Genomic DNA, 25066 nt, shown 5'->3' with positions numbered 1-25066 from the left:
AACGCGAACAGTCAGGGGGTCCGAGCCGTGAGATGCGGGCGCAGGGCGTCCAGCAGTTCGGGGCCCTTCGGGACGCCGCCGACGCGCAGCAGCTCCCGGCCGTCCGGGGTCAGCGCGATCGTGGTCGGCGTCCGCAGCACGGCCAGCGACTGCGCGACCTCCGGCTGGTCGGTGACGTCGAGTTCGACGTGGTGCAGGCCGTCGGTCCGCTCGGCGAGGGGGCCGAGCACGGCCTTCGCGTGCCGGCAGGGCGCGCAGAAGGTGGTCGAGATCTGGACCAGCGTCACGGCGGACGCCGGGTCGAGCGCGGCGGCGACCGGGCCGGGCAGCTCGCGAACGGGCTTCGCCTCGCGCACGCGCCCGTTGCGGGCCTTCAGCAGCACACCGACGGCCACCGCGGCCACCAGCGTCGCCAGAAGCACCCACAACCCGGTCACCGGCCGCTCCCTACTTGCTCAGGTCCGCGAAGGACACGTTCGTCGCCTTGCCCTTGATCGTCACCGATCCGCTCTGCACGCGCACGCCGGTCGGGGTGACCGACAGCGGCAGGTCCTTCGTGTTGATCGACGCCTCGAAGTTCGGCATCAGCGCCTTCTGCACCGCCTGGGGAACGACCGTGGTCTCCTGGTCATTCCCGAACTGCAGGCGCTTCGGCGTGAAGTTGATCTTTCCGCCCTTCGCGTCGGCCTCGATCATCGCGAAGCAGAAGATTTCCAGATCCTTGCCCGCGAACTGAAGGTGTCCCGAAATGCGGACACCGGTGGTCGACTCGTCCTGCTCGGCCTGGCCCTCGGTGGTCGTGGTGGGCGTCGGCGTGGGCTCGCTCTGCCCGGCGTCGCCGTTCTCGACGTAGTCGGCGCTCGCGGGTTCGATCCGCAGGTCCTTGATCTTGTCCAGCGGCGCGAGGCGGGCCAGGTCGGCGGCCTTGATGGTGACCGAGCCGGTCAGCTCGCCGATGGTGATCGCCTTCGTGTTGCCCGAGGTGATGTCCGACAGCGGCGCCGTGACGTTCTCCAGCTCGGCGTTCACCGCGACGTCCTGGAGCTTGTCGGCGACCGGCACCCCGGCGGCGGACACGCTGATGTGACCGTATTCACCGCCGAGCGCCTGCGTGAGGAACGGGAAGCCGTGGATCGTCACCGACGGGTCGTCGGTCAGCTGGAGCTGCGTGCGGGCCTTCTGCGAGATCATGTGCTCCGCGTACGCGGCGGCCCCGAAATCGGCGCCGACCAGCAGCAGCACCAGGACCACGAGGGCGATCACCCAGCGCCGTGCGCGGCGTCCGCGACGCCGCGCGTCGGGCCTCGGTGCGGGTCGGTCGTCCCGGGTCACGGGCCTGCTCACCATCGCGTCCGTACTCCTGTTCGTCGGGTCCACCGGGGTTTCTCCAGGTGTGATCGATCCAGCAAGGGTTAGGTGCCGGGCCGTCGAGCCGCTATTCTCACTTAGCACCGAACAACGCCACCGTGAGGCGACGACTTGTGAAGGCGGTGCGGCTCATGAGCCTGGACCTTCTGGTACTGACCGCGGAAGCCGACGCCACTGCGGTGCTTCCCGCGCTGGACCTGCTGCCGCACACCGTACGCGTCCGCGCTCCCGAGGTGACGGCCCTGCTCGACGCGGGTCACCGGGACGTCATCCTCCTCGACGCCCGCAGCGACCTGGCCTCGGCGAAGAGCCTCTGCCGGCTGCTCAAGGGCACCAGCGAGGACGAGGCGTCCACCCCGATCATCGCGGTCGTCGGTGAAGGCGGGCTCGTCGCCGTGAGCGCCGAGTGGCGCACCGACGACATCCTCCTGCCGACCGCCGGCCCGGCCGAGGTCGACGCCCGGCTGCGGCTGGTCACGACCCGCGACGGCGGGTCCGCGCAGGTCGACGCCGAGCTGCGGGTCGGCGAGCTCGTCATCGACGAGGCGACCTACACCGCGCGGCTCAAGCGGCGCACGCTGGAGCTGACCTACAAGGAGTTCGAGCTGCTCAAGTACCTCGCGCAGCACGCCGGCCGGGTGTTCACCCGCGCCCAGCTGCTGCAGGAGGTCTGGGGTTACGACTTCTTCGGGGGGACCCGCACGGTCGACGTGCACGTCCGGCGGCTGCGCGCGAAGCTCGGCCCCGAGCACGAGCAGATGATCGGCACCGTGCGCAACGTCGGGTACAAGTTCGAGCGGCCGGCCAAGGGTGGCGCCGCGCGACCGGCGGCCGTGCCCGCGCAGCCGACCGCCGAGGCTCCGGCCGACACTCCCGAACTCGCGCACTGACTCCCCTTCCGCCACCAGGAGACGTCTCGCACAACGGTCGCGTTGCGTCCGGCCCGGGTACGGTCTCAGGGTGAGCGGAGACGGGGAGTGGCGGCAGGAACTGGACGAGCGGCAGCTCGACGACGTGCGGGAGCTGCTGCTGGCCGTGCGCGAGGCGGACGGGCGGCCCGAGGTCGCACCCGACGGGCCGCTGCCCGGTGAGTTCGACGGTGGTGAGCACCTCGTCGCCTGCGTCGAGGGCGAGGTTGTCGGTTACGCCCACCTCGACACCACCGGTGACTCCTTCGGCCACCAGGTGGCCGAGCTGTTCGTGCACCCCACCCACCGCAGCCGCGGATACGGCGCGAAGCTGCTTCAGGCGCTCGACGAGCGTGCCGCGGTCGGGTTCCGCGTCTGGGCACACGGTGACCACCCCGCGGCGCAGCGGCTGGCCGTGAAGGCCGGCCTGGAGCGCAAGCGCGAGCTGCTGATCCTGCACACCGCCGTCGAAGGCGCGGACTGGCCGGAGCCGGTGCTGCGCGAAGGCGTCTCGCTGCGCACGTTCGTGCCGGGCCAGGACGAGGACGCCGTCGTCCGGGTCAACGCGCGGGCCTTCGACTGGCACCCCGAACAGGGCGCGCTGACCGCCGACGATGTCCGCGCCGACGAACGGCGGCCGTGGTTCGACGCGGACGGCTTCTTCCTCGCCGAACAGGACGGCGAGGTCATCGGCTTCCACTGGACGAAGGTCCACGAGCCGACGCCGGGCCGGTTCGACGGCGAGCGCGTCGGCGAGGTCTACGTCGTCGGGGTCGACCCGGCCGCGCAGGGCGGCGGGCTCGGCCGGGCGCTGACGCTCGCCGGGTTGCGGCACCTCGCGGGCCTCGGGTTGCGGCAGATCATCCTGTACGTCGAGGGTGACAACGCGCCGGCACTCGCCGTTTACACGAAGCTCGGGTTTGCCCGTCACGAAACCGACGTCCAGTACGGTCGGTGACCACGATGGACGCCGCGCAAACGACTCGTCACGGTGTGCGAACGCGCAGGTCACGGCCGGGACACGGCACCCTATCGGGCTAGTAGCACTGCTCACATCCTGGGCCTTGTTCACTTCGCGTTCATTTGTTCACGGCCGACCGTCCACCACAGCTGCCTAATGTCCGGATCCGGCGCGGCACCACGCCGCGACGACCCGGTCAAGCTCCTGATGGAGGAAACAGCAGTGAAGATCATGCGGCCCCTGAGCGCGGTGGGCATCGTCGCGAGCGCCGCCCTCGTGCTCGCCGCCTGTGGTTCCGACCCCGCGGCGTCCAACAGCAGCAGCTCGAACTCGGCTGCCGCCCCGGCCGCCACCGGCACCGCCGACGTGGCGTGCGGTGGCAAGAGCCCGCTGTCCGCCGAAGGCTCGTCGGCCCAGAAGAACGCCATCGACATCTTCACGCAGCAGTACAGCAAGAAGTGCTCGGGCCAGCAGGTCAACTACAACCCGAGCGGTTCGGGTGCCGGCGTCAAGCAGTTCAACGCCAACCAGATCGACTTCGGCGGCTCGGACTCGCCGATCAAGGACGCCGACGCGGCCGCCGCCAAGGCCCGCTGTGCCAGCGACGCCTGGAACATCCCGCTCGTGGTCGGTCCGATCGCGGTCGCCTACAAGCTGTCCGGCGTGGACAAGCTGACGCTGACCCCGTCGGTCACCGCCAAGATCTTCAGCGGCGGCATCACCAAGTGGAACGACCCGGCCATCAAGGCCGTCAAGGGCAACGAGAGCCTGAACCTGCCGGACAAGGCCATCCAGGTCGTCTCCCGCGCCGACGAGTCGGGCACCACCGACAACTTCCAGAAGTACCTGGGTGCGGCGGCGAAGGCCGACTGGACCAAGGGTGCCGGCAAGAAGTTCAACGGTGGTGTCGGCAACGGTGCGCAGGGCTCCAACGGTGTCGCGACCGCGGTGAAGGCCGCCGACGGTGGCATCACCTACGTCGAAGGCGCGTTCGCCAAGGACGGCCTGACCCCGGCCCTCATCGACAGCGGCTCCGGCGGTGTCGAGCTCAACGCGGCGAACGTTGCCAAGTCCCTCGACGCGGCGAAGTTCCTCAAGGAGGGTTCGAACGACCTCGCGCTCGACCTCAACGGCATCTACGCCAGCAACACCCCGGGTGCCTACCCGCTGCTGCTGACGACCTACGAGATCGTCTGCTCGAAGTACGCGAACCCGGACGTCGCGAAGGCCGTCAAAGCGTTCCTGACGGTGGCCGCCACCGACGGTCAGCAGCCGCTGTCCGCCAAGGGCTACGTGCCGATCCCGCAGTCGCTGCAGACCAAGGTCCTGGACGCCGTCAAGGCGATCTCCTGAACCGGCATTGCGACTGACATCCGAGTGATAGAGGCTGGTCAGAAGTAGCTGATGAGCGAGTCATCCTCGACGCGAACGCCCACCGGCGACCCCGGTGGGCGTTCGTCGTCCGCCACGACGCCCCCGGAGGATCCGATTTCGGAGCAACCCACCTCGACGGCGGCACCCGAGCCGCCCGCGAGTGACAAACCGAAGAAGCGGCCCGGTGACCGCATCTTCCAGAACCTGACCACCGGGGCCGGGATCTTCGTCGTCGCCCTGATCGGCCTGATCGGGCTCTTCCTGCTCATCCAGGCGATCCCCGCGCTGCAGGCCAACAAGGCCAACTTCCTGACCAACCACGGCTGGTCCACCAACGACCCCGCGAACATGTCGTTCGGCATCCTCGACCTCCTCGAGGTCACGGTGGCGACGTCGCTCGTGGCGCTGATCATCGCAATGCCGGTTTCGCTGGGCATCGCGCTGTTCCTGACCCAGTACGCGCCGAAGCGGCTCGCGCGGCCGTTCGCCTACGTCATCGACCTGCTCGCCGCGGTGCCGTCGATCATCTTCGGCCTCTGGGGCATCCTGGTCTTCGCGCCGGCGATCGAGCCGTTCTCGCAGTGGATCAACACCACGTTCTCGTGGTTCCCGCTGCTGGCGCCCGGCAACGTCGCGCCGAGCGTGCGCGGCACGATCTTCACCGCCGGCATCGTGCTGGCCGTGATGATCCTGCCGATCATCACCTCGCTCTCGCGCGAGGTGTTCGAGCGGACGCCGACCCCGCACCTCGAGGGCGCGCTGGCCCTCGGCGCCACGCGCTGGGAAGTCATCCGCACCACCGTGCTCCCGTTCGGCAAGGCCGGCTACATCGGCGCGTCCATGCTCGGCCTCGGTCGCGCGCTGGGCGAGACGATCGCGCTGGCCGTCATCCTGCTCATCCCGCAGGGTCGCAACTTCGACTGGAGCCTCTTCGACGGCGGTTCCACCTTCGCCTCGAAGATCGCCGCCAACTACAGCGAGTTCAACAACGAGATCTCGGCGGGCGCGTACATCGCGGCCGGCCTGGTGCTGTTCGTGCTCACGTTCCTCGTGAACTTCGCCGCGCGGTCCGTCATCGGCAAGAAGGGGGACTGAGCATGTCCACGTCCACGCTCGAAGCTCCCGCGACAACACCGGCGTTCCAGCAGGTGAGCCTGGCTCGCAAATTCAAGAACGGCCTGGCGACCACGCTGGTCTGGCTGTCGTTCCTGATCGCCGTCGTCCCGCTGGTGTGGGTGCTGTACACGGTGGTCGCGAACGGCATCAAGCGCATCCCGTACTCCAACTGGTGGTCGCAGGACCTGGGCAACTACCTGTCCGACGAGGTCGGCGGCGGTGTGCTGCACGCGATCATCGGCAGCCTGCTGCAGGGCCTCGTCTGCGCGGTCATCGCGGTGCCGATCGGCATGCTCGTCGCGATCTACCTGGTCGAGTACGGCCGGGGCAAGCTCATGAAGGCCACCACCTTCATGGTCGACATCCTCTCCGGTGTCCCCTCGATCGTCGCCGCGCTGTTCATCTACGCGCTCTGGATCACCACGTTCGGCTTGCCGCGCAGCGGTTTCGCCGTGTCGCTGGCCCTGGTGCTGCTGATGATCCCCGTGGTCGTCCGCTCGTCGGAGGAGATGCTGCGGATCGTCCCGGACGACCTGCGCGAGGCGTCGTACGCGCTGGGCGTGCCGAAGTGGAAGACGATCGTGAAGATCGTGCTGCCGACGGCCCTGTCCGGCATCATCGGCGGCATCATGATGGCGCTGGCCCGCGTGATGGGTGAGACCGCGCCGCTGCTGGTCCTGGTCGGCTACTCCGCCTACACGAACTGGGACATCTTCAGCGGCGAGCAGGCGGCGCTGCCGCTGCTGATGAACAACGAGCGCGTCACCAACTCGATGGATCCCGGCTCGGTCGGCTTCGACCGGATCTGGGGCGCCGCACTGACGCTGGTGCTCATCATCGCGATCATCAACCTCCTCGCCACCGTGTTCGCGCGCCTTGTCGCCCCGAAGAAGAAGTGAGCTGTAAGCCATGGCAAAGCGAATCGACGTCAAGGACGTGGACATCTACTACGGCAAGTTCCACGCCGTCGACGGTGTCACCCTTTCCGTGCCGCCGCGCAACGTCACCGCGTTCATCGGCCCGTCGGGCTGTGGCAAGTCGACGGTGCTGCGCACGCTGAACCGCATGCACGAGGTCATCCCCGGCGCCCGCGTCGAGGGTGACGTCCTGCTGGACGGCGAGAACATCTACGCGTCGACGGTCGACCCGGTGCAGGTGCGCCGCACGATCGGCATGGTGTTCCAGCGCCCCAACCCGTTCCCGACGATGTCCATCAAGGACAACGTCGTCGCGGGCCTGAAGCTGGGCGGCACCAAGGGCAAGAAGACGCTCGACGAGATCGCCGAGCGCGCCCTGCGCGGTGCGAACCTGTGGAACGAGGTCAAGGACCGCCTCAACAAGCCGGGCGGCGGGCTTTCGGGCGGGCAGCAGCAGCGCCTGTGCATCGCCCGCGCGATCGCGGTGCAGCCGGACGTCCTCCTGATGGACGAGCCGTGCTCGGCGCTGGACCCGATCTCGACGCTGGCGATCGAGGACCTGATCGGGGAGCTGAAGAAGGACTACACGATCGTCATCGTGACGCACAACATGCAGCAGGCGGCGCGGGTTTCCGACCAGACGGCGTTCTTCAACCTGGCGGGCGTGGGGCAGCCGGGCCGGCTGGTGGAGCTCAACGACACGGAGAAGATCTTCTCCAACCCGGACGAAAAGGCTACGGAAGACTACATTTCCGGCCGTTTCGGCTGAGTCGTCGTTGTGGTCGAAGGCCTTTCTCGCCGGTGCTCGGGGTCGGCGAGAAAGGCCTTCTTCTTTTTGGCGGGCGGCACAGTGTCCTAAATGGATCTTTCCGAAGTCGGTGGTCCACAAAGAAAAGCCCCCGGCCGCAGCCGGGGGCTTTGTCGGACGTGGCTCAGATGTCGTCGTCGGAGCCGTAACCCGGCATCTTGCCGGTGACCACGAAGATCATCCGCTTCGCGACCGACACCGCGTGGTCGGCGTAGCGCTCGTAGAAGCGGCCGAGCAGGGTGACGTCGACCGCCGCGGCCACACCGTGCGGCCACTCGCGGTCCATCAGGACGGTGAAGAGGTGGCGGTGGATGTCGTCCACCTGGTCGTCGTCGGTCTCGAGCGTCTTCGCCGCCTCGACGTCCTTCGACTTGATGACCTGTTCGGTCGACCGGGCCAGCTTCACCGCGACCTCGCCCATTTCGGCGAAGTACGGCCGCACAGCGTCCGGCAGCACCGGGTCGGGGTGCCGGCGCCGCGCGGCCTTCGCCACGTGCAGGGCCAGATCACCCATCCGCTCCAGGCTTTCCGCGGCGTGGATCGCCGCCAGCACGGTGCGGAGATCGGTCGCCACGGGCGCCTGCAAGGCAAGCAGGGCATACGCCTGCTCCTCGCACTGGGCGCGGGCGTCGTCGACCTTGGCGTCGTCGCTGATCACCTGCTCGGCGAGACTGAGGTCGGCCTCCAGGAGTGCCCGGGTGGCGCGCTCCATGGCGTCGGCGACCTGCACCGACATCGCGGCCAGGTTGTCGGCGAGCTGTTCGAGTTCGACATGGTAAGCCTCACGCATGGCCCAACCCTACGGCCAACCGTGGCCAAACACCGCATCGCCGGGTGAACCGCACGTGAACCCGGACTAACGATCCTCGCTGCTCAGCCCGTGGTGCTCGTCTTCTTGCTGGTCGTCGTCTTGGGACTGGTCTTGCCCGAGGACGACTTCGACGTGCTCGTCGGCGGAGCCTGCTCGCTCACCGGGATCGGCGCGTTCGGGTCGGGCAGCGGGGTGTTGTTGCGCAGCGCGTCGAAGAGCGCCTTCGTCTTGCTGCGGACGAGAACCTCGTTGCCGCGGTTGTTGGACTCGCCGGTCGTCGGCACGGTGAGGAACGAGATCCGCGACGGGTCCAGGCCCTTCATCGACTGCGCCAGCGTCATCATCTGCTTGACACCGAGGTTGTCGCCGAAGGTGGCCTTCGCGAAGGCGGTGATGAAGTCGCTGAGCTTGCCGGGGTCGAGCACGACGTCCGACGACATGACCTTCTTAAGCAGCGCGCCGATGAACTCCTGCTGGCGCTTGATCCGGCCGTAGTCGGACGTCGGGTCGCCCTTGACGTGCCGCGCCCGCACGAAGTTCAGCGCCTGGTCACCGGAGATCGTGACGTCGCCGGTCTCCAGCAGCACCTTGCCGAGGATGGTGTCGTCGATCGGCTTCTCGTTGTGCACGGTCACGCCGTGGACGGCGTCGACCATCTCCTTGAAGCCGTTGAAGTCGATGCCGACGAAGTGGTTGATCCGCAGCCCGGTGATCTGCTGGATCACCTTGGTGACGCAGGCCGGGCCGCCGACCGCGTAAGCAGTGTTGAGCTTCGCGATCTTCTGGCCGGGGAAGACCTCGTCGGTCGTCTTGTTCTGCGTCGGGTCCCACTTCTGGCAGTCCGGCCGGTTGATCTCGAGGTCACGCGGGAACGACGTGACGACGACCCGCTTCCGGTCGGCCGGGATGTGCGCCACCATCACGGTGTCCGAGCGGGCGCCCGGCGTGCTGTCCGCGGTGCCGACACCTTCCTCGGCGGACGCGCCGTCGCGGGTGTCGGAGCCGACCATCAGGAAGTTCTCGTCGTTGGCCTGCGCGTCGGCGTCCTGGATGTCGGACGAGTTCTCGTCGAGCGCCGAGACCTGGGTGAACTTCGCGTCGAAGTAGGTCTGGGCGCCCCACGCGCCGCCGATGCCGAGGAACACGAGCCCGGCGATGACGGCGGCGGCGATCCGGCCGAACCGGATCGTGCGCTCGATCTTCTGCTGCTTCTTCTCCTGGAGCCGGGTCTGCGCGGCCTGCTCGGCGGAGTCGGCTTCTTCCTCGGGTGACGGAACCGTCGTGACGACGCGCTGAAGCGCCGTACGCGTGCTCTCGATCAGTGACGCCGGCGAGAGGCGTTCACGGCGTTCGCGCCGCTTCGCCTCTTCGGCGTTGCCCTCGTCGTGCGCGGCCGAGAACCGGGCGAGCGTGTGGTCGATCTTGCGGCGGTACTGGGTCGCCTCGTCGATCGCTTCCATCTCGTCGGTCATGGTCAGCGGGTCGAGCTCGGCACGCGGCGGCGCGCCCGCGCCGATGGCCGGCGGACGCAGCTGCGTCGGCGCGTCCGGGGACACCGCGGCGTTGTCGGCCGCGGGTCGCTGAGGCGCGGGGCTGTCGGGTGTGGCTGCGCCCCGGCGAGTGGGGACGGCCTGGGTCCGCTGGGGTGCGGCGCCGTCGGGCGCGCGGCGGGCGGCCGGGCCGTCGGGCGCGGGGCCGCTCTCGGGAGTGGCGGCCGCGCGGCGGGCCCCTTCGGTGGCCTGGGGACGCCGGGTCGCAGCCCCTTCGGCGCCGGCTCCCGGCCGCCGAGGTGCGAATCCTTCGGCGCCTTCAGCGGCAGGGCCGGCTCGGCGAGGTGCGGGGCGAGGCGCGTCGGCTTGGGCGGCGGCGCTTTCGGCGGCGGTGCCCGGGCGGCGAGGTGCGGGGCCGTCGGCGCGGCGAGTGCCGTCGGCCGCGGCGCGGCCGGGAGCGCCTTCGGGGGCGGTCCCCGGCCGGCGAGGTGCTGGGCTGTCGGGGGCGGCACGGCGGGCCGCGGGCCCGTCCGGGGCCGTTCCGGGCCGGCGAGGCGCGGGGTCGGCGCCTTCGGGGGCGGCAGCACGGCGAGCTGCGGGCCCGTCCGCGGCAGGCCGCTGGGGCTCTTCGGCGGCCGCGGCGCGGCGAGGCGCCGGGCGCTGGGGCGCGTTGCCTTCGGGAGCGCGCTGAGCCGCGTCGGGGCCCTCGGGTGCGGGGCGACGGAGCCGGCGGGGCGGCTGCGGCGCGGCCGACGTCTGCTGCGGGCCCGGGTTGGCCGCCGGCGGGCGGCGCTGGAGCGGGGCCTCGGGCTGCGGGGCGGCGGCGGTCGTGCGGCGCGGCTGCCGCGGCCGCGGCGGGCGCGATTGACGAGTGGCGTCCGCGGGTACTGGGTCTTCTGCCGGGGTGGGCCGCGGCGCGCGCGGTGGCTGCGCGGCCCGGGCCTGCGGTTCGGCGGCGCGGCGTCCCGGCTGGTCAGGACGGTCCTGCGGGGTGGGGCGCACCCCGGTGGTCTTGGCGACGACGTCCGAAACGCTGATCCCGCCCTGGTCCTCCATCGACCGGCGTCTGCCGGTCCGGGGACGCGCGGGGCCATCGGTGCGGCGACCGGTTCCCGGGCTGTCGTGCTCGTCCGGCACTCGGTCTCCTTTCGCACGGTCGAGGGTCCGGCTCTGGTTGGCCGTCTTCCCCCGCAGGAGGTGATCGTTCCCCCGGAGGTTTTCGTTATCGTACGGATACCCCCCGTTCGTGACGACACCCTCCCGGAATTTTCTTCACCTTGAGTCGACGAACGGCAGCTCGGCGTCGACAAACGGGTGAAGGACGCCCTAGGCAATCCGGAGTAATGCAGCGTTTACGTTACTCAGAGTGTGTTATTAACTGCGTGCTTTGCGCGTCGTGATAGGCGACTTTGTTCCGGCCCGCACGTTTCGCCGCATAAAGCAAGGAGTCCGCGCTGCGCAGCTGCCGCTCGGGGGACGTCGTCGCGTCCGCGCCCGGGCTCTGGTGGGCCAGGCCGGCGCTGATGGTCACGTGCAGTCCGGGCTGAAGTTCTGACCAGGGATGACGGGCGACCCGCAACCGGGCGGCGTCGACGATGCGCACGGCGTGCCCGGCGTCGACGTCCGGCAGCCACAGCACGAACTCCTCACCGCCGTAGCGGGCGCAGAAGCCGTCCGGCGGCAGCTCCTCCTGGAGGAGGTCGGCCACCCGGCGGAGGACGCGGTCGCCGACGAGGTGACCGTACGTGTCGTTCACGCGCTTGAAGCGGTCGAGATCGATGAGCGCGATGCCCAGCGCCGGCCGCGGCCGGGCGGTCTGCCGGTCGGCGAACGGTCCGTACAGCCGCTCGTCGAGGTAACGGCGGTTGTAGCTCGACGTCAGCGCGTCACGCAGGCTGCCGTCGCGGGCGATGTCCAGCGCGGAGCGGAGGTGCTGGTAGGCGCGGCGCCAGTCGCCCTGGGTGGCGAAGAGGCCGGCGATGGCCTCGTGGAGGCGGAGCAGGTCCGGCGGCTGCGGGCGCCGGCGCAGCGCGCCTCCGTCCTCGGCGACCATGCCCACCTCCACCACGCATTGGTTGTCGTCGCAGTGGAGGCCGCGCTTGAGGTGTCGGTCCGGCCGGAAAGCGAATTTCGCTCAACGGGACGACGATGGTTACTCTGCGGAACTGTGTCGTCAGAGTCCGGCGAACGGCTCGATGTCCTTGAGCTGCGCGTACTGGTCTTTGGCCCAGTAACTCACATTAGCCGTTTTGTCCTTCAGTAACTGCTGGTAGTCGCTCCAGCTGACCCACTGCCAGTCGCCGACCTCCGCCGGGTTGGGCGACGGCTCGGCGTCGGCCCACGCGGCGAACACCGGGCAGAACTCGTTCTCGACGATGCCCTCGAAGGGCGGTGTCCGGTACCGGTACTTCGGCAGCACGCAGTGCAGCCCGGACAGTGACGGCAGCCCCAGCTCGTAGGCGGCGCGACGGCCGACGGCGTCCTCGAGCGGCTCGCCGGGCGCGGGGTGCCCGCAGACGCTGTTGGTCCAGACCCCCGGCCAGACCTTCTTCTCGTAGGCGCGCTGGGTGATCAGCAGCGCGTTGTCGCTGCGCCGCAGGACGTAGCACGAGAAGGCCAGGTGCAACCGGGTGTGCTCGTGGTGGCTGGCGAGCTTCGGGCCGGTCTCGCCGGTGGGCACGCCGTCCTCGGTGACGAAGACGACCTGCTCGGTTTCGGGTTCGGTCGCGGTATCCACGCGTCCCAGTGAACACGACGGGCCGGACCGCTTCGTACCGCAAGGCGGGTGGGTTACCGGCGGTCCGCTCGCCCGGGTGACGGGCCGCTACCGCGCGTCGAGGTGCTCGACGATGAGTGTGGTGACGACTTCCGGCGCCTCTTCCGGCACCCAGTGCGTGACGTCTTCGACCATTTCGAAGCGGTAGGGCCCGGTGACCCAGTTCGCGGTGTCGAGCGCGGCGGTCGAGCCGAACGAGACGTCCTCGGTGCTCCAGACGTACAGCGTCGGCACGGCGACCTTGCCGATCTTCCCGCCCGGCCGGCCGCCGCGGTACCAGTTGAGGGCGGCGGTGAGCGCCCCCGGCTCGGACAGCCGCCGCACGTATTCGTCGACCTTGCTCGGCGAGATGCGCCGTTCGAACATGTCGCGCAGCGCCCGGGCGTCGTTCTCCAGCATCTTCCGCTCGGTGACGCGGGTCTGCCGCCACTCGGTCATGTACTGGGTCCGCAGGTACTGGTCTTCGTCGTTCTTCATGGCATCGGCGAGCGCGGCAGGATGCGGCGTCGACACCACGGTGAGGCTGCGCAGCCGCTCGGGGTGCGCGTCGGCGGTCCACCAGGCGACGGCGCCACCCCAGTCGTGGCCGACGAGGTCGAAGGCCGGCCAGCCGAGCTGTTCGGTGATCGCGACGACGTCCCCGACGAGGTGATCGATCGAGTAGTCGGTGGCCCGTTCCGGCCGCACATCGGGCGAGTAACCCCGCTGATCGGGCGCGACGGCCCGGTACCCGAGCACCCCGAGCGTGGCGACCTGATGTTCCCACTCGATCGCGGCTTCGGGAAAGCCGTGCAGCAGCAGCACGGGCCGCCCGTCTTCGGGCCCGGCGGCGATGGCGTCGAAGGAACCGGCCTCGGTGGGGATGCTGATGTGGTCGATCACGGGCCCGAATCTACTTCGCCCGGTTGAACGTCCGGTGTCAGCGGTCCTGGACGGACTCCACCGTGCAGTCCGGCCCGAGCAGCTCCGCTCCGACCGGCTCGACGAGTTCGCTCACCTGGATCCGAAGACCGGTCCGGCCGGCGAGCGGCCGCAGGTCGAGCCGGCCCATCCCGGTGATCGTCAGTGAGCCGAGCTGGTCGAGGCCGGTCAGCGGGGTCAGGTCGGGCATGCCACGCAGATCCCGCAGCCGCAGGGTTCGCAGGTGCCGCAACCCGGACAGCAGTGACAGGTCGGGCAGGTCGGTGGCGGTCAGGTCGAGCAGCCGCAACTCGGTCAGGTCGCCGATCGGTGCGGGGTCCACCGGCGGGCAGTCGATCAGGCGCAGGATGCCCAGCCGGGGCGCCCAGCGGCGGAGCAGCGTGATGTCCTCGAGTGCCTTGCAACCCAGGAACTCCAGGGAGACCGGTCCGGTGAGGAACACGAGCGGCGCCAGATCGGTGAGCCGGAAGACGTGGCTCAGCGACAACGAACGCAGGCTCTTCAACGCGACCAGTTCCGCCAGGTGGCGCGGATCGTCGATCCAGCTCAGCTTGAGGTCGCGGAGGTCGGGCAACTCGGCCAGCGCGGCCCAGCCGGTGGTGGCGACCCGGGCTTCGATCGACCGCAGCCCGCGCACGGCGGCGAGCGGGGTGAGGTCGACCGACTCCGGCAGCGGCGGCCCGGTGAGCGCCACCCGGGTCAGTCCCGTGCCGGCCAGGGCCGGCAGGTCGTAGCCCGCGATGTCGGCGATTTCGAGCTGCTCGAGCCGCGGCAGGCCACGGACGAAGTCCAGCCGCCCGTGACCGTCGTCGAACCGGCAGCGCAGCCAGGTGAGGTGCGGCAGGTGCGCGAGGCCGGCCAGGATCGCCGGTGCGGTCACCACCACGGCGCCGTCGAGCAGCGGCGAATCCGCGAGCACCCGTTTTGCGTACTCGACGGGATCGAACTGCTCCCACGCCGCGATCAGTTCGATCGCGACGGATGCGTCCTCGCTCGGGCCGTATCGGGCGAGCAGGTCGAGGGCGACCGGACCGCCGATCAGGCCGGCGGCGCGGACCGTCGGTCCGGCCTCGCCGGGCGCGGGATCGCAGTCGGCCAGCAGGTCCAGCACAAAATCCCCGGCCGCCGCCAGCGCGTATGCCTCCTCGTTGCCCTTCGGCGGGATCAGGGCGCTGGCCCGGTCCTCGATCTCGTTGCGCAGCCGTTCGCTCAGTACGGGCGAGGTTTCCAAGCAGGCCAACGCAACCAGGTCGAGCTTCAGCCGGTGCGCCTCGTCCGCGTTCCAGCTGAGGATCCCGTCCAGCAGGCGTTCCCGTTGCGCGGGATGGGCGTGCCCCGCGGCCAGCACCACCACTTCGCGCCACTCGTCGAGGTGCGCGTTCGCCGTCAGGACACCGATGTCGTCCTCTTCGACGGCCGCCTGGGCTGCCAGGTACTCCTGGAAGGTGCGGTGCACGAAGTCGATCCGGCCGGGGACCGGCTCGCGCAGCACGCCGCCGCGATCCAGCAAATGCCGGAACACCGTGCGCGGGGTGACGTCGATCTGGCTCATCGAGCGCAGCTTGGCGGCGACCCGGGCTTCGGCGTCCGCCGCCGGGACGTCCGTGTGGCCGTTGCGGACCAGCCAGTACGCGAGGTTCCGCAGCAGCACGAGCTTCTCGGTCAGCGAAAGCCGGACGGTGGCTTCGATCCGCCGTTCGATGTCGCGGCTGTCGAGCAGCATGCGCAGCGCGACTTCGTAGAGCTCCATCCGGTTGTCCGGCAGCCGCCCGTTGCCCTCGTGGTGCAGGGCGCAGAGCAGCGCGCACAGCAACGGGTTCTCGGCCAGCCGCCGCAACGCACTCCGCGCGCCGATCGCCGCGATCAAGGCGTCGCGCTGTTCTTCGAGCGCCGCGCCCGGCAGTGCCGTGTGCCAGCGCGTGACGAAGGTCCGGACGTCGCGGGGCGTCATCGGCTGGAGGCGGACCTCGGTGAAGCCCTCCTCGCGCAGCCAGTCGGGGGCCACCGCCGCCGGGCGGGTGGTGATGACGAACCGCGCGAGCGGGAACGCGCCGACGAGTTCACGGAGCCACTCGCGCACTTCACGGCGTCGTTCGTCCGGAAGCTCGTCGAGGCCGTCGACGAGCAGCACCGCCTGGCCGCGACGCAGGCGCTTCTGCACCCAGCCCCGCGGCATCTCGTCGGCGATGTGCCGGCCGACTTCGTCCAGGAAACGTTCCGGCGCGGGCAGCGGTGCCCGGCTGAACCGCCGAAGCCGCACCAGGAACGGCTCGAGGCCGGTCCAGCCTTCGACGTCCTTCAGCTGCCCGCTCGCGCACTGGACCGCCAGCCACTGGAGGAGTGTCGTCTTGCCGGAGCCCGCCTCGCCGCGCAGCAGGATCCGCGACGTCCGCGGCAGGACGTGCTCGATCCGGTCACCGGCGGCGACGTCGTCCTCGGAGGTGACGCTCAAACTGAGGTACGCGACCGACAGCGGGTACAGCCGGGTCGCGTCCGACAGGCCCGCGCCGAACAGCGACATCCGGTCCAGCGCCGTCACCACCTGGCGGCGGAAGTCGGCCGCGAAATCGTCCGGGTGCCGTCGCTCCGGCAGTGCCGCCAGCACGTTCCGGACCGTCTCGAGGATTTCCGTTTCGCGCCGGAGCACTTCGACCAGCGCGCCCGGCTGGAAGCGCGGCAGCGTGCTGGTGAGCTGGACGAGGTACGCGCAACACTCCCGCAGGACCCGCTGGTACAGCTCGGTCGCATCGGCCGAGAGGAGAGAAGTGACACCCGGGACCGTCCGGAGCAGGTAGCGGTACAGGTAACCGGCGTCCAGGTCGGCGGCGAACAGGTCGTCGTCGGTGAGCGCGGCGCGGTCGAACGTCTCGCGGACCGCGTCCACCGCGGCGGCCCGTTCGTTCTCCGGCAGCGCGCGGAACTCGACTTCGAGGAACGGCAGCAGCCGGTCGGCGACGCGGGACTCGAGATTCGTGAACAGCAACCGCAGCTTCCGGCGGTCGTTCAGCCCCGTGACCTGCTTCTCCAGCAGGTCGAACACCTTCGCGGAGGCGTCCGCGGCGATCGGGCGATCGCCCAGCCACACCTTGGCGGCGGCCTTCACGACCGCCGTGGTCAGTGCGATCGCCGAGGCTTCGAGGCTCACCGCGTCGAGCCTAGCCGAGCACCTCGTCCGTCGTGGCCACCTTCACCAGCGGGCCGTACAGCCGCATGATGTCCAGCGCCTTCGTGTGACTCTCGTCGTCGACACCCGCACACGCGTCCGACACCACCGTCACGGACACACCCGCGTCCGCCGCCGCCAGGGCCGTCGACAGCACGCAGCAGTCCGTCGACACGCCCGCCAGCACCAGCCCCGCGCCACCCACACGCGTCGCCATGCGGGTCCACTTGCCGAACGTCGTCGCGTCCACAGTGGACGGCGGCTGGAAGGCGTTGATCACCTGGTACAGCTGCGTGTCCGGCGGTTGCAAGGCGAACGGCCACTGCTCGTAGTACTGCTTCCACGCGCCTTCCGGCCGTGAAGGCGCGACGAACCGGGTGAACACCACGTCGTTGCCGAACGCCGACACCAAGCGCCGGATCGGGGGCACCACCTCGGCGAACCGAGGCGTGAACCACGGACTCGCCGGGTCCGCGAACACGTTCTGCAGGTCGATGACCGCCAGCACCGACCTCACGCGGCCTCCTGAGCGCGGATCCGGCGCCGGGACAGCAACGTCACCAGGAAGCCCAGCGCCAGCGCCAGCAGCACACCGAGGTTCGCGTACGCCCACGAGCCGTCACGGCCGCCCAGCCCGAACGGTTCGAGCAGGTATCCCTGCCACTTCAGCCAGTCCGCGGACGTGTTGGTCACCAGGCCCCAGCCGAGCGCGGTCGCCACCAGGACCAGCAGGATCGGCACGACGCGGACGTCGCCGTAGCGGCCGGCCGGGTCGAACAGCTCTTGCTCGGCGTAGTCGCGGCGGCGCAGCAGGACGTCCGCGAGCATCACGCCGCACCAGGCCGCGACCGGCACGCCCAGCGTCACCAGGAAACCCTGGAACTGGCCGAGGAACTCACCGCCGAAGAACACGATGTAGACCGTGCCGAGGATCATGATCACGCCGTCGACGAGCGCCGCCACCGGGCGTGGCACACGCAGGCCGGCCGACAGCAGCGCCAGCCCGGACGAATAGATGTCCAGCACCGCGCCGCCGACCAGGCCGAGCACCGCGACGATCGCGAACGGCACCAGGAACCACAGCGGCAGCAACGTCGTCAGCGCGCCGATCGGGTCCGCCGCGACCGCCTTGTTCAGGTCCGGTGACGACCCGGCCAGCAGCAGCCCGAACACCAGCAGCACCAGCGGCGCCACCGACGCGCCGAACGTCGTCCAGCCGACCACCCCGCGGCTCGACGACGACCGCGGCAGGTAGCGCGAGTAGTCCGCGGCCGCGTTGACCCAGCCGAGGCCGAAGCCGGTCATCAGGAACACCAGCGCGCCGACCCACTGCTGCGCCGAGCCGGACGGCAGCGCGCTCACCGCGTCCCAGTGCACGTCGCCGGCCACCAGGATCACGTAGACGACGGTGAGCACGCCGGTGATCCAGGTGATCCACGTCTGCAGCTTCATGATCGCGTCGAAGCCGAGCACACCGGCCGCGACCGTCAGCGCGGCGACGACGATCAGCGCGACCACCTTCGTCGCGGTCCCGCCGCCCCAGCCGAGGCGTTCGAACACCGTCGACGTCGCCAGCGTCGCGAGCGCGGTCAGCACGGTTTCCCAGCCGACCGTCAGCAGCCACGAGATCGCCGACGGCAGCCGGTTGCCGCGGATGCCGAAGGCAGCGCGCGACAGCAGCATCGTCGGCGCCGAGCCGCGTTTGCCGGCGATCGCGATGAACCCGCACAGCAGGAACGAGAACAGGATGCCGACCACACCGGCGACCAGCGCCTGCCAGAACGAGATGCCGAAGCCGAGGGTGAACGAGCCGTAGCTCAGCCCGAGCACCGACACGTTCGCGCCGAACCAGGGCCAGAACAGCTGCCGCGGCCGGCCGCGGCGCTCGGCGTCGTTGATCACGTCGAGGCCGTTGGTCTCCACCTTGAGCTTGCGGCTGCCCGTATCGGTCATGGCCCGTCCCTGGTCAGTAGGCGGTCGATCGGCGCCCGGTCCGGCGCGGTCGCCGGGCCCGGGCGGGTCACCGAGAGCGCGGCCGCCGCGTTGGCGCGCACGGCGGCGTCGAGGAGGGTACTGCCGCGCAGCAGCTCCGCGGCCAGAACGCCGCAGTGCGTGTCGCCCGCGCCATTGGTGTCCACGGCGTCGACCGCGAAGCCGGGGACGTCGGTGGTCCGGCCGTGCTCGTGGACCTGGCAGCCCTTCGCGCCGTCGCGGACGACGGCGACCGGCGGCAGCTCGCCGAGCACGTCGGCTTCGCGCGTGTTGCAGCTCAGGATGTCCACTGTGGACAGTGTGGCGCGCAGTGCGCCGGGGTCGATCTCGGCGACGAGCGGGCCGGGGTCGAACAGCACCGTCGAGCCGGGCAACCGGGGCAACCACGCCAACAGCGCCGAGCGGTTGGCTTCGTGCAGGAGGCTGTAACCGGTCACGTAGACGACGTCGTCCTTCTCGGGCCGGACGCGGTCGAGGGACGTCAGCCGTCCTTCGGCGCCGGTGCCGGTCGCGAAGGTGCGTTCGCCGGCGGCGTCGACCAGCACGACGACCACGCCGGTGTCCATCCCCGGGGTCGGTTCGTGGGCGAGTTCAACATCTTCGGCGGCCAGCGCGGTGCGGGCGAGGTCGCCGAAACCGCCGGTGCCGTGGCTGCCGGCGTAGAGCACGCGGGCGCCGGACCGGGCGGCCGCGGCCATGACGTTGAAACCGCCGCCGGGCAGCAGGTTCGTCGAGGACGCCAGAACGTCGCCGCCTCGGGGCGGCAGGGCGGGCACGGCCAGCACCAGGTCGAGGACGACCTGGCCGGTGTGCACCAGCCGCCCGGTCACCGCGCGCGCCGTCGCAGCGTGAGGAGCTCGTCGACGAGCGGGCCGAACTCGAGCCGGTTCACCGCGAGCACGGTCTCGACGACGTCGGGGCGGAACGCGCCGACACCGTGCGTGGCGCCGAGCATCGCGCCGCAGATCGCGGCGACGGTGTCGGTGTCACCGCCGAGCCCGGCGGCCAGGCGCAGCGCCGCCGGCGGGTCGTCACCCAGGACTTCGGCCAGCGCGAAGGCGGCCACGACGGACTCCTGCGACGCCACCGACGTGCCGATCACCCGGGCGACCGCGTCGGCGACGGCGTCCGGCGCCATGCTCCGCACCCAGCCGCGCGCCCAGTGGATCCGGGCGGCGATCTCCCCGCCGGCCGACCAGTGCCCGCGTTCCCCGCCGACCACGGCGGCGCGCTCACCCGCGTCGAGCGCTTCGGTCAGGCTCGCGCCGTCGACCCCGGCCGAGACGGTGGCCGCGACCGCGGCGGCGGACGCGATGCCCAAGCTGGTGTTGTGCGTGACGCGCGCGGTCGCGACCACGGCGTCGACCAGGCGGTGCAGGTCGTCCGCGGGGGTGGCGATGCCGACCGGCGTGACCCGCATGGCGGCGCCGTTGGTGGTGCCGGTGCGGCCGGCTTCCTCGGCCGGAACGCCGTCCTGCAGCCGGGAAAGCGCGCGTTTGGTCGACGGGCCGAGCAGGTCCGCGGAGCCGCGGCGGACCATGTCGGCTTCCCAGATGAGCAGCGCGTCGGCGAAGACGTGCGGCTCGACGGTGCCGCGGCCGTCGATGAGCAGCCGGGCCAGCAGGATCGCCTGCTCGGTGTCGTCGGTGACCGAGCCGGCGGGCATCAGCGGCGCGACCGGCTGCTCGGCGACGGCGGTGAGCAGGCCGGTGACCGGCCCGTAGGCGGCGGCGATCGCGGCGCGCGACATCGACTGCGTCGGCATGCCCAGCGCGTCGCCGACGGCCAGCCCGGTGAACGCGCCGAGCGCCCGGTCCCGCGCGTTCACCGGTGTCCGAAGGTGAGGTGGAACTGGAAGCGGTCCGGGTCCAGCAGGCTGACCACGCGCTCGACCAGCGCACCTTCGACGTCGACGGAGGTGCGTTCGGCCCGCAGGAAGAGCTCGCCGACGGCCCGGCCGAGGAGTTCGGCACTGCCTTCGTCGAGGCGTTCGGTGCTGATCCACTGGTCACCGCCGACGGAGACCCGGCCGGCCGCTTCGAGCGTCTTGGTCAGAGAGCCGTCCCGCAGGCCGGTCCCGGGAAGCTCGGCGAGCGGTCCGACGGCGGGCACGGTGGCCGTTTCGAGCGAGACGCCGCGGTTGTGTTCCCGCCGCAGCCGCCGGACGGCGACGTAGGTCTTCTCGCCGAACTCCTCTTCGAGGGCCTGGTCTTCGACGGTCTTGATGCCGAGGAGCTCGGTGGTGACCGGCGACCCGGCGTCGGCGAGCGCGCGGGCCCAGCCGATCCGCTGGTCGAGCTGGACACCGTCGAAGGTGACGAACGACCCGACGCCGGCCTGGGTGGAGATGAGCTCGAGCTGCTGCAGCTCGGACAGCGCGCTGCGGACGGTGCCGCGGCTGACCTGGTACTGGAGGGCGAGCTGGTTCTCACCGGGGAGGCGCTCCCCGTGCGCGAGGCGTCCGGTGCGGATCAGGTCGGAGAGGTCGCCGACGAGCTGTTCCCGCTTGCTGTACATGTACACACCTGTACACCCCGCGTTCGTGCTGGTCAAGCGGCCACGAGCGGCCTGACCTCGGCCTTCGCCGCTTCGGCGATCATCGCGCCGGCCTTCTTCGCGCCCGCGCCGGCGACCACCATGATGACCGCGAACGAGGCCACGAAGAGGACGGTGCTCAGCCACACCATGGTCGAGATCGGCAGCGTGAAGGCGCCGATCACCCGCGCGGTGCTTTCCAGCACGAACCCGATGCCCCAGACGTAGCTGGCGCGGCGCACGATCGAGTCGAACTCCCGCGTCCCGCTCAGCAGCTCCCACGCGGCTTCGTGATCGGCTTTGCCGTGGGTGAGGAACGGGCGCATCGCCTTCGTCATGATCGGCTGTGCCGTGAACGCCGAGATCAGGATGACCACCCCGGTGATCCCGCTGCCGATCGAGTCCTTGGCGATCATCATGCGGGCGTCCCCGGAGACGAAGGTCAGCAGCATCCCGACGACGTTCGTGACGAGCACGACCAGCGCGAGGCCGTTGATGGTGCGGTTCTTGGCGAACTGGTAAAGCGTCCGCGCGAGCGGGAAGACGCCGGAGAGGGCGAGCGCGGTGAAGTCGCTCGCACCGAGCGAGTGGAGTCCGTAGTAGACGCCGAGCGGGACGGCGATCTCGACACCGAGGGTCTGGATCAGGGAGGCGGGGGCGCTGGTCTTCGTCATGGGAAGAGCTTGTCGCCGGGAGAGCCTTCCCGGAGATGCGATCCGCCACGACTCCGGCCTGACATGTGTCATGGCTGCGTCGTCAGGTCTGCATGACAACGTTCTTGCGCGTCACGATCGGCCTGCAGACCTTCGCTGTGTTCCTGTCGCCGGTCACCGCCGGCCTGCTGATGACCACGCCGAACGGGCACGTGCTGCACAGCGCCGCGGCGTACACGGTGTTCGTGCTGGCAATGGTGCACGTGCTGGCGGCGGTCCTGGCGTGGCGCCCGGGCGGCGGCTCACCCCGCCCGATCGGCTCCGCGGCCGTGTTCCTCGGGCTCGTGCTGGCGCAGGTGCTGCTCGGCATCGCCCACGTGACGGTGGTGCACGTTCCGCTCGGCGTGGCACTGTTCGGGTTCAGCCTGCTGCAGCTCAGCCGCCCGAGTGCATGTCTTCCGCTTCGGGAACGCAGTCGTCGTCCGGGTCGTCGAGCCAGCCGTGCGGCAGCGTGACCTTGCCCGGTGAGCCCTGGCGGCCGCGCGGGCCGTCGGCGTTGGCGGGGAACGGGGCGTCGTGGTCGAGGCGGCCGATGAGGTCGTCGAGCTCGGGCAGGCCGGACACCATCGCGAAGCCACGACGGAGTTCGGAGCCGACCGGGAAGTTCATGAAGTACCAGGCCATGTGCTTGCGCAGGTCGCGCAACGCCTTGGTCTCACCGTCGTGCTGGATGAGCAGCTCGGCGTGGCGGCGCAGCACGGCGGCGACCTCGCCCAGGGTCGGCGGCGTCGGCAGCGGGCGGCCGGCGAAAGCCGCCTCCAGCTCGCCGAACAGCCACGGCCGGCCGAGGCAGCCGCGGCCGACGACCACTCCGTCGCAGCCCGTCTCGGCGACCATGCGCAGGGCGTCGGCGGCGGAGAAGATGTCGCCGTTGCCGAGCACCGGGATGCTGGTGACGGCTTCCTTCAGCTCGGCGATCTTGGTCCAGTCGGCCTGGCCGGAGTAGCGCTGGGCGGCGGTGCGCGCGTGCAGGCTGACGGCGGCCGCGCCTTCGGCCTCGGCGATGCGGCCGGCGTCGAGGAAGGTGCGGTGGTCGTCGTTGATGCCGATGCGGAACTTCACCGTGAACGGCACGTCGCCGGCGGCTTTCGCGGACTCCCGGACGATCGCCTCGAACAGCTTCCGCTTGTACGGCAGCGCCGCCCCGCCACCCTTGCGCGTGACCTTCGCGACGGGGCAGCCGAAGTTGCTGTCCACGTGGTCCGCGAGGCCTTCGCCGACGATGATCCGGACGGCTTCGGCCATGGTCTTCGGGTCGACGCCGTAAAGCTGCATGGACCTGGGCTTTTCGTCGGCCCCGAAGGTCATCATGTGCATGGTCCCGGGATGCCGTTCGACGACGGCCCGCGCGGTGATCATTTCGCACACGTAGATCCCGGCGCCGTACTCGGCGCACAGCTGCCGGAAGGCGACGTTGGTGATCCCGGCCATCGGCGCGAGCACCACCGGCGGATCGACCTCGTAGGGGCCGATCTTCAGGGCGGGCTTGCTCAGGGTGGCGGTCACGTCCTCCATTGTCGCTTGTGGTGTCGGTCACTTCGAGTCGGGCTGGTTTGTAGGATCTCAGAGCGATCGAAGGAGCTGCCGTGGCTTGGGAGTGGGTACCGCCGGTCTCGGCGGCTGGTGGAGCTGTGCTTGGTGCTTGGGTAGGTGCCGTAACCACATGGCTGACGGCCAAGGGAACCCGCGACCACGCGCTGGAGTTGGCGCGTGCTGACCGTCAGCAGCAACGTTTTGCTGAGGCCTACTTGGACCTGGTGACCTACCTTGAACATTTCGGCCAGTGGGCACACACCCTGCGTCCCCTGTATGAGCCGGCGGGTCATGAGCGCCGTCCCATGCCGTCAGCCGAGCAGCAGGCTCGATGTCGTGCTCTCGTCGCGGCGTATGGCTCGGATGCCATCAAGGGCTTGTACAAGAGCTACAACGAGACCATCGGCGAGATCATCAACGCAGATCTCCTGATTGGCTTGGCGCTGCAGTCCGGGCGGGATGCTGGCGTGAATGAGCCCGAGCAGTGGGAGCGGCTTCGTGGGCTGCTGAAGCAAGAATCCGAACGGCGCGAACAGATTGCTGACCAAGTGTCTGCCGAGCTCTCGACTTAAGTGCGGCGCCTGAATCGGCAGTAGTAGGAGTCAGTGGGGTCTGCTCGGGGCGCGCATGAGCCCGTACGCGCCCCCGGCTGGCCGCTCAGGCGCTACTTCTTCGAGTCGCCCTTGTCGAGCTTCTTGCCCCTGGCCCAGTTCGCGTTGCGTTTCGCGTGCCCTTCACGCATCAGGGCCTCGATCAGCTTCGTTGCGTCGTCGGCCGAGTATCCATCAAGCTCGACATCTGCTCCGTTGATCCGAAACTTCACTCGCTTCCCGTCGTGGCGCCGCAGGATCATCCGGATGACGGCAGCCAGGGACGGCCAGAATGCCTCGTTGGTGATCACGGCGTGGACGATCTCGGTCGTGGTGTTAGAGAACTCAGCGCCGAGGTTGTGCTGAATCCCGGCTTCGTCGAGCGCAAGCTCAAGCGTCTCGCGGTGGCCTTCGGAAATCCGGAGAGCGAGGTCGTTGGCCTCCCAGCCGGACTCAACTGCGAGGTAGAAATTTGGTTCGATGCTCATGTCTGACATGACGGTAAGCCTCGCACCTACGGCCGGTCGAGGTTCTCGACTTGCGGGGGATTTGCCGCATCGTCGCAGGTAGAAACGCGGGACTGGCGCGTCCCGTGGCAGCTGCAAGTGGCGCTACGCATCGACTTACTGTAACTTACTAGGTGTTACAGTAAGCGGACGTGGAGGCGAAGATGGTGCGGATGGTGGTCGGTGGTCGCGACTTGGACATCGAGAAGGAAGACATCATCAGGGCGATGCGCGACGCCCCCGTGGAAACGATCCGTAAGCACGTGGTCGAACTTGGTGGGACGGTGTACCCGCCAAAGCAGGTTCTTGCGACGGTTACTGGGTGGGATCGAACCTCCTTTACAACAGCGGAAGCGCAGCGTGTCCTGACCCGGCTCGGCTTCGTCTGCCGCACCGCTGGAACCCTGCCGGACGGCACCCCTGCGTGGGTCGCTGCGGATGGCAGACCTGATCAGCTCGAAGATCGTGTTGCAGATTTGGAAGCAGCGCTCGCGGTCGCTCATCGGGCGATCGCGGGTCTTGCCTCCAGGGTCGATGAATTGGAGGGTCGAACCGAGGGGAAGGGTTGAGAAGTTGTCACTGTG

Annotated in this window: 25 protein-coding genes; 9 read left to right on the top strand and 16 right to left on the bottom strand. The window is 69.9% G+C overall.

The window, feature by feature from the left end; all coding sequences use genetic code 11:
- Window positions 1-11: 11 nt before the first annotated feature.
- On the bottom strand, window positions 12-437 hold the full coding sequence (locus ACIA5G_RS07275; protein ID WP_395921300.1) for a TlpA family protein disulfide reductase: 426 nt from the start codon (window positions 435-437) through the stop codon (window positions 12-14).
- A gap of 10 nt (window positions 438-447) precedes the next feature.
- Window positions 448-1347, bottom strand: a complete 900-nt coding sequence (locus tag ACIA5G_RS07270; RefSeq protein ID WP_395921299.1) for a DUF2993 domain-containing protein — start codon at window positions 1345-1347, stop codon at window positions 448-450.
- Between the two features lie 152 nt (window positions 1348-1499).
- Between ACIA5G_RS07270 and ACIA5G_RS07265 the strand changes: the two genes are divergently transcribed.
- The 6 genes from ACIA5G_RS07265 (at window position 1500) to pstB (ending at window position 7413) form a co-directional block, all read left to right on the top strand.
- Window positions 1500-2258: a winged-helix domain-containing protein gene (locus ACIA5G_RS07265; protein WP_395921298.1), complete on the top strand. Its 759-nt coding sequence runs from the start codon at window positions 1500-1502 to the stop codon at window positions 2256-2258.
- 70 nt (window positions 2259-2328) lie between these two features.
- On the top strand, window positions 2329-3234 hold the full coding sequence (mshD, locus tag ACIA5G_RS07260) for a mycothiol synthase (protein ID WP_395921297.1): 906 nt from the start codon (window positions 2329-2331) through the stop codon (window positions 3232-3234).
- A 225-nt stretch (window positions 3235-3459) separates the two neighbouring features.
- Window positions 3460-4590: a phosphate ABC transporter substrate-binding protein PstS gene (pstS, locus tag ACIA5G_RS07255; protein ID WP_395921931.1), complete on the top strand. Its 1131-nt coding sequence runs from the start codon at window positions 3460-3462 to the stop codon at window positions 4588-4590.
- A 51-nt stretch (window positions 4591-4641) separates the two neighbouring features.
- Window positions 4642-5706, top strand: a complete 1065-nt coding sequence (pstC, locus tag ACIA5G_RS07250) for a phosphate ABC transporter permease subunit PstC (protein ID WP_395921296.1) — start codon at window positions 4642-4644, stop codon at window positions 5704-5706.
- A gap of 2 nt (window positions 5707-5708) precedes the next feature.
- Entirely contained in the window at window positions 5709-6626 is a 918-nt protein-coding gene (gene pstA / locus ACIA5G_RS07245) for a phosphate ABC transporter permease PstA (protein WP_395921295.1), read from the top strand.
- Window positions 6627-6636: 10 nt separating this feature from the next.
- Window positions 6637-7413 (top strand): phosphate ABC transporter ATP-binding protein PstB, encoded by a 777-nt coding sequence (gene pstB / locus ACIA5G_RS07240; RefSeq protein WP_395921294.1) that lies wholly within the window; start codon window positions 6637-6639, stop codon window positions 7411-7413.
- A gap of 163 nt (window positions 7414-7576) precedes the next feature.
- Here pstB and phoU read toward each other — a convergent pair whose 3' ends face one another.
- The 12 genes from phoU to ACIA5G_RS07180 form a co-directional block, all read right to left on the bottom strand.
- Window positions 7577-8242 (bottom strand): phosphate signaling complex protein PhoU, encoded by a 666-nt coding sequence (gene phoU / locus ACIA5G_RS07235; protein ID WP_395921293.1) that lies wholly within the window; start codon window positions 8240-8242, stop codon window positions 7577-7579.
- A gap of 83 nt (window positions 8243-8325) precedes the next feature.
- A complete protein-coding gene (locus tag ACIA5G_RS07230; RefSeq protein WP_395921929.1) occupies window positions 8326-9735 on the bottom strand; it encodes an LCP family protein in 1410 nt (469 codons plus the stop codon).
- 1375 nt (window positions 9736-11110) lie between these two features.
- Complete coding sequence (locus ACIA5G_RS07225) at window positions 11111-11806, bottom strand: GGDEF domain-containing protein (RefSeq protein ID WP_395921292.1); 696 nt, start codon at window positions 11804-11806, stop codon at window positions 11111-11113.
- Between the two features lie 120 nt (window positions 11807-11926).
- The gene (gene idi, locus ACIA5G_RS07220) at window positions 11927-12490 is read right to left on the bottom strand and encodes an isopentenyl-diphosphate Delta-isomerase (protein WP_395921291.1); all 564 of its coding nucleotides are present in this window, start codon (window positions 12488-12490) and stop codon (window positions 11927-11929) included.
- 87 nt (window positions 12491-12577) lie between these two features.
- Window positions 12578-13411: an alpha/beta fold hydrolase gene (locus ACIA5G_RS07215; protein WP_395921290.1), complete on the bottom strand. Its 834-nt coding sequence runs from the start codon at window positions 13409-13411 to the stop codon at window positions 12578-12580.
- A gap of 37 nt (window positions 13412-13448) precedes the next feature.
- Window positions 13449-16595, bottom strand: coding sequence for an NACHT domain-containing protein (locus tag ACIA5G_RS07210; protein WP_395921289.1), 3147 nt, complete (start codon window positions 16593-16595; stop codon window positions 13449-13451).
- 10 nt (window positions 16596-16605) lie between these two features.
- Window positions 16606-17130 carry a cysteine hydrolase family protein gene (locus ACIA5G_RS07205; RefSeq protein ID WP_395921288.1) on the bottom strand — a complete coding sequence of 175 codons (525 nt, stop codon included), beginning with the start codon at window positions 17128-17130 and terminating at the stop codon, window positions 16606-16608.
- Window positions 17127-18566, bottom strand: a complete 1440-nt coding sequence (locus ACIA5G_RS07200) for a purine-cytosine permease family protein (protein ID WP_395921287.1) — start codon at window positions 18564-18566, stop codon at window positions 17127-17129. The genes ACIA5G_RS07205 and ACIA5G_RS07200 overlap by 4 nt, the downstream gene beginning before the upstream one ends.
- Complete coding sequence (locus ACIA5G_RS07195) at window positions 18563-19435, bottom strand: PfkB family carbohydrate kinase (protein ID WP_395921286.1); 873 nt, start codon at window positions 19433-19435, stop codon at window positions 18563-18565. The genes ACIA5G_RS07200 and ACIA5G_RS07195 overlap by 4 nt, the downstream gene beginning before the upstream one ends.
- Window positions 19432-20433: an ADP-ribosylglycohydrolase family protein gene (locus tag ACIA5G_RS07190; RefSeq protein WP_395921285.1), complete on the bottom strand. Its 1002-nt coding sequence runs from the start codon at window positions 20431-20433 to the stop codon at window positions 19432-19434. The genes ACIA5G_RS07195 and ACIA5G_RS07190 overlap by 4 nt, the downstream gene beginning before the upstream one ends.
- Window positions 20430-21122, bottom strand: coding sequence for a GntR family transcriptional regulator (locus ACIA5G_RS07185; RefSeq protein WP_395921284.1), 693 nt, complete (start codon window positions 21120-21122; stop codon window positions 20430-20432). The genes ACIA5G_RS07190 and ACIA5G_RS07185 overlap by 4 nt, the downstream gene beginning before the upstream one ends.
- Before the next feature lie 32 nt (window positions 21123-21154).
- Entirely contained in the window at window positions 21155-21814 is a 660-nt protein-coding gene (locus ACIA5G_RS07180; RefSeq protein ID WP_395921283.1) for a VC0807 family protein, read from the bottom strand.
- A gap of 92 nt (window positions 21815-21906) precedes the next feature.
- Here ACIA5G_RS07180 and ACIA5G_RS07175 point away from each other — a divergent pair, with 92 nt between their 5' ends.
- Window positions 21907-22308, top strand: coding sequence for a hypothetical protein (locus ACIA5G_RS07175; RefSeq protein ID WP_395921282.1), 402 nt, complete (start codon window positions 21907-21909; stop codon window positions 22306-22308).
- Here ACIA5G_RS07175 and dusB read toward each other — a convergent pair.
- On the bottom strand, window positions 22229-23368 hold the full coding sequence (gene dusB / locus ACIA5G_RS07170; RefSeq protein WP_395921281.1) for a tRNA dihydrouridine synthase DusB: 1140 nt from the start codon (window positions 23366-23368) through the stop codon (window positions 22229-22231). The two genes, ACIA5G_RS07175 and dusB, sit on opposite strands and share 80 nt — an antisense overlap.
- Window positions 23369-23439: 71 nt before the next feature.
- On the opposite strand from dusB, the gene ACIA5G_RS07165 reads away from it, so the two are divergent.
- On the top strand, window positions 23440-23958 hold the full coding sequence (locus ACIA5G_RS07165) for a hypothetical protein (protein WP_395921280.1): 519 nt from the start codon (window positions 23440-23442) through the stop codon (window positions 23956-23958).
- 92 nt (window positions 23959-24050) lie between these two features.
- On the opposite strand, the gene ACIA5G_RS07160 is transcribed toward ACIA5G_RS07165, so the two are convergent.
- Window positions 24051-24464 (bottom strand): hypothetical protein, encoded by a 414-nt coding sequence (locus ACIA5G_RS07160; protein WP_395921279.1) that lies wholly within the window; start codon window positions 24462-24464, stop codon window positions 24051-24053.
- 170 nt (window positions 24465-24634) lie between these two features.
- On the opposite strand from ACIA5G_RS07160, the gene ACIA5G_RS07155 reads away from it, so the two are divergent.
- Window positions 24635-25051, top strand: coding sequence for a hypothetical protein (locus ACIA5G_RS07155; protein WP_395921278.1), 417 nt, complete (start codon window positions 24635-24637; stop codon window positions 25049-25051).
- Window positions 25052-25066 lie beyond the last annotated feature (15 nt).

It is taken from the genome of Amycolatopsis sp. NPDC051758, from assembly GCF_044453095.1.
Lineage (GTDB): Bacteria > Actinomycetota > Actinomycetes > Mycobacteriales > Pseudonocardiaceae > Amycolatopsis.
Note: the sequence above shows the minus strand (reverse complement) of the source record. Positions and strands in the feature narration are given on the sequence as shown.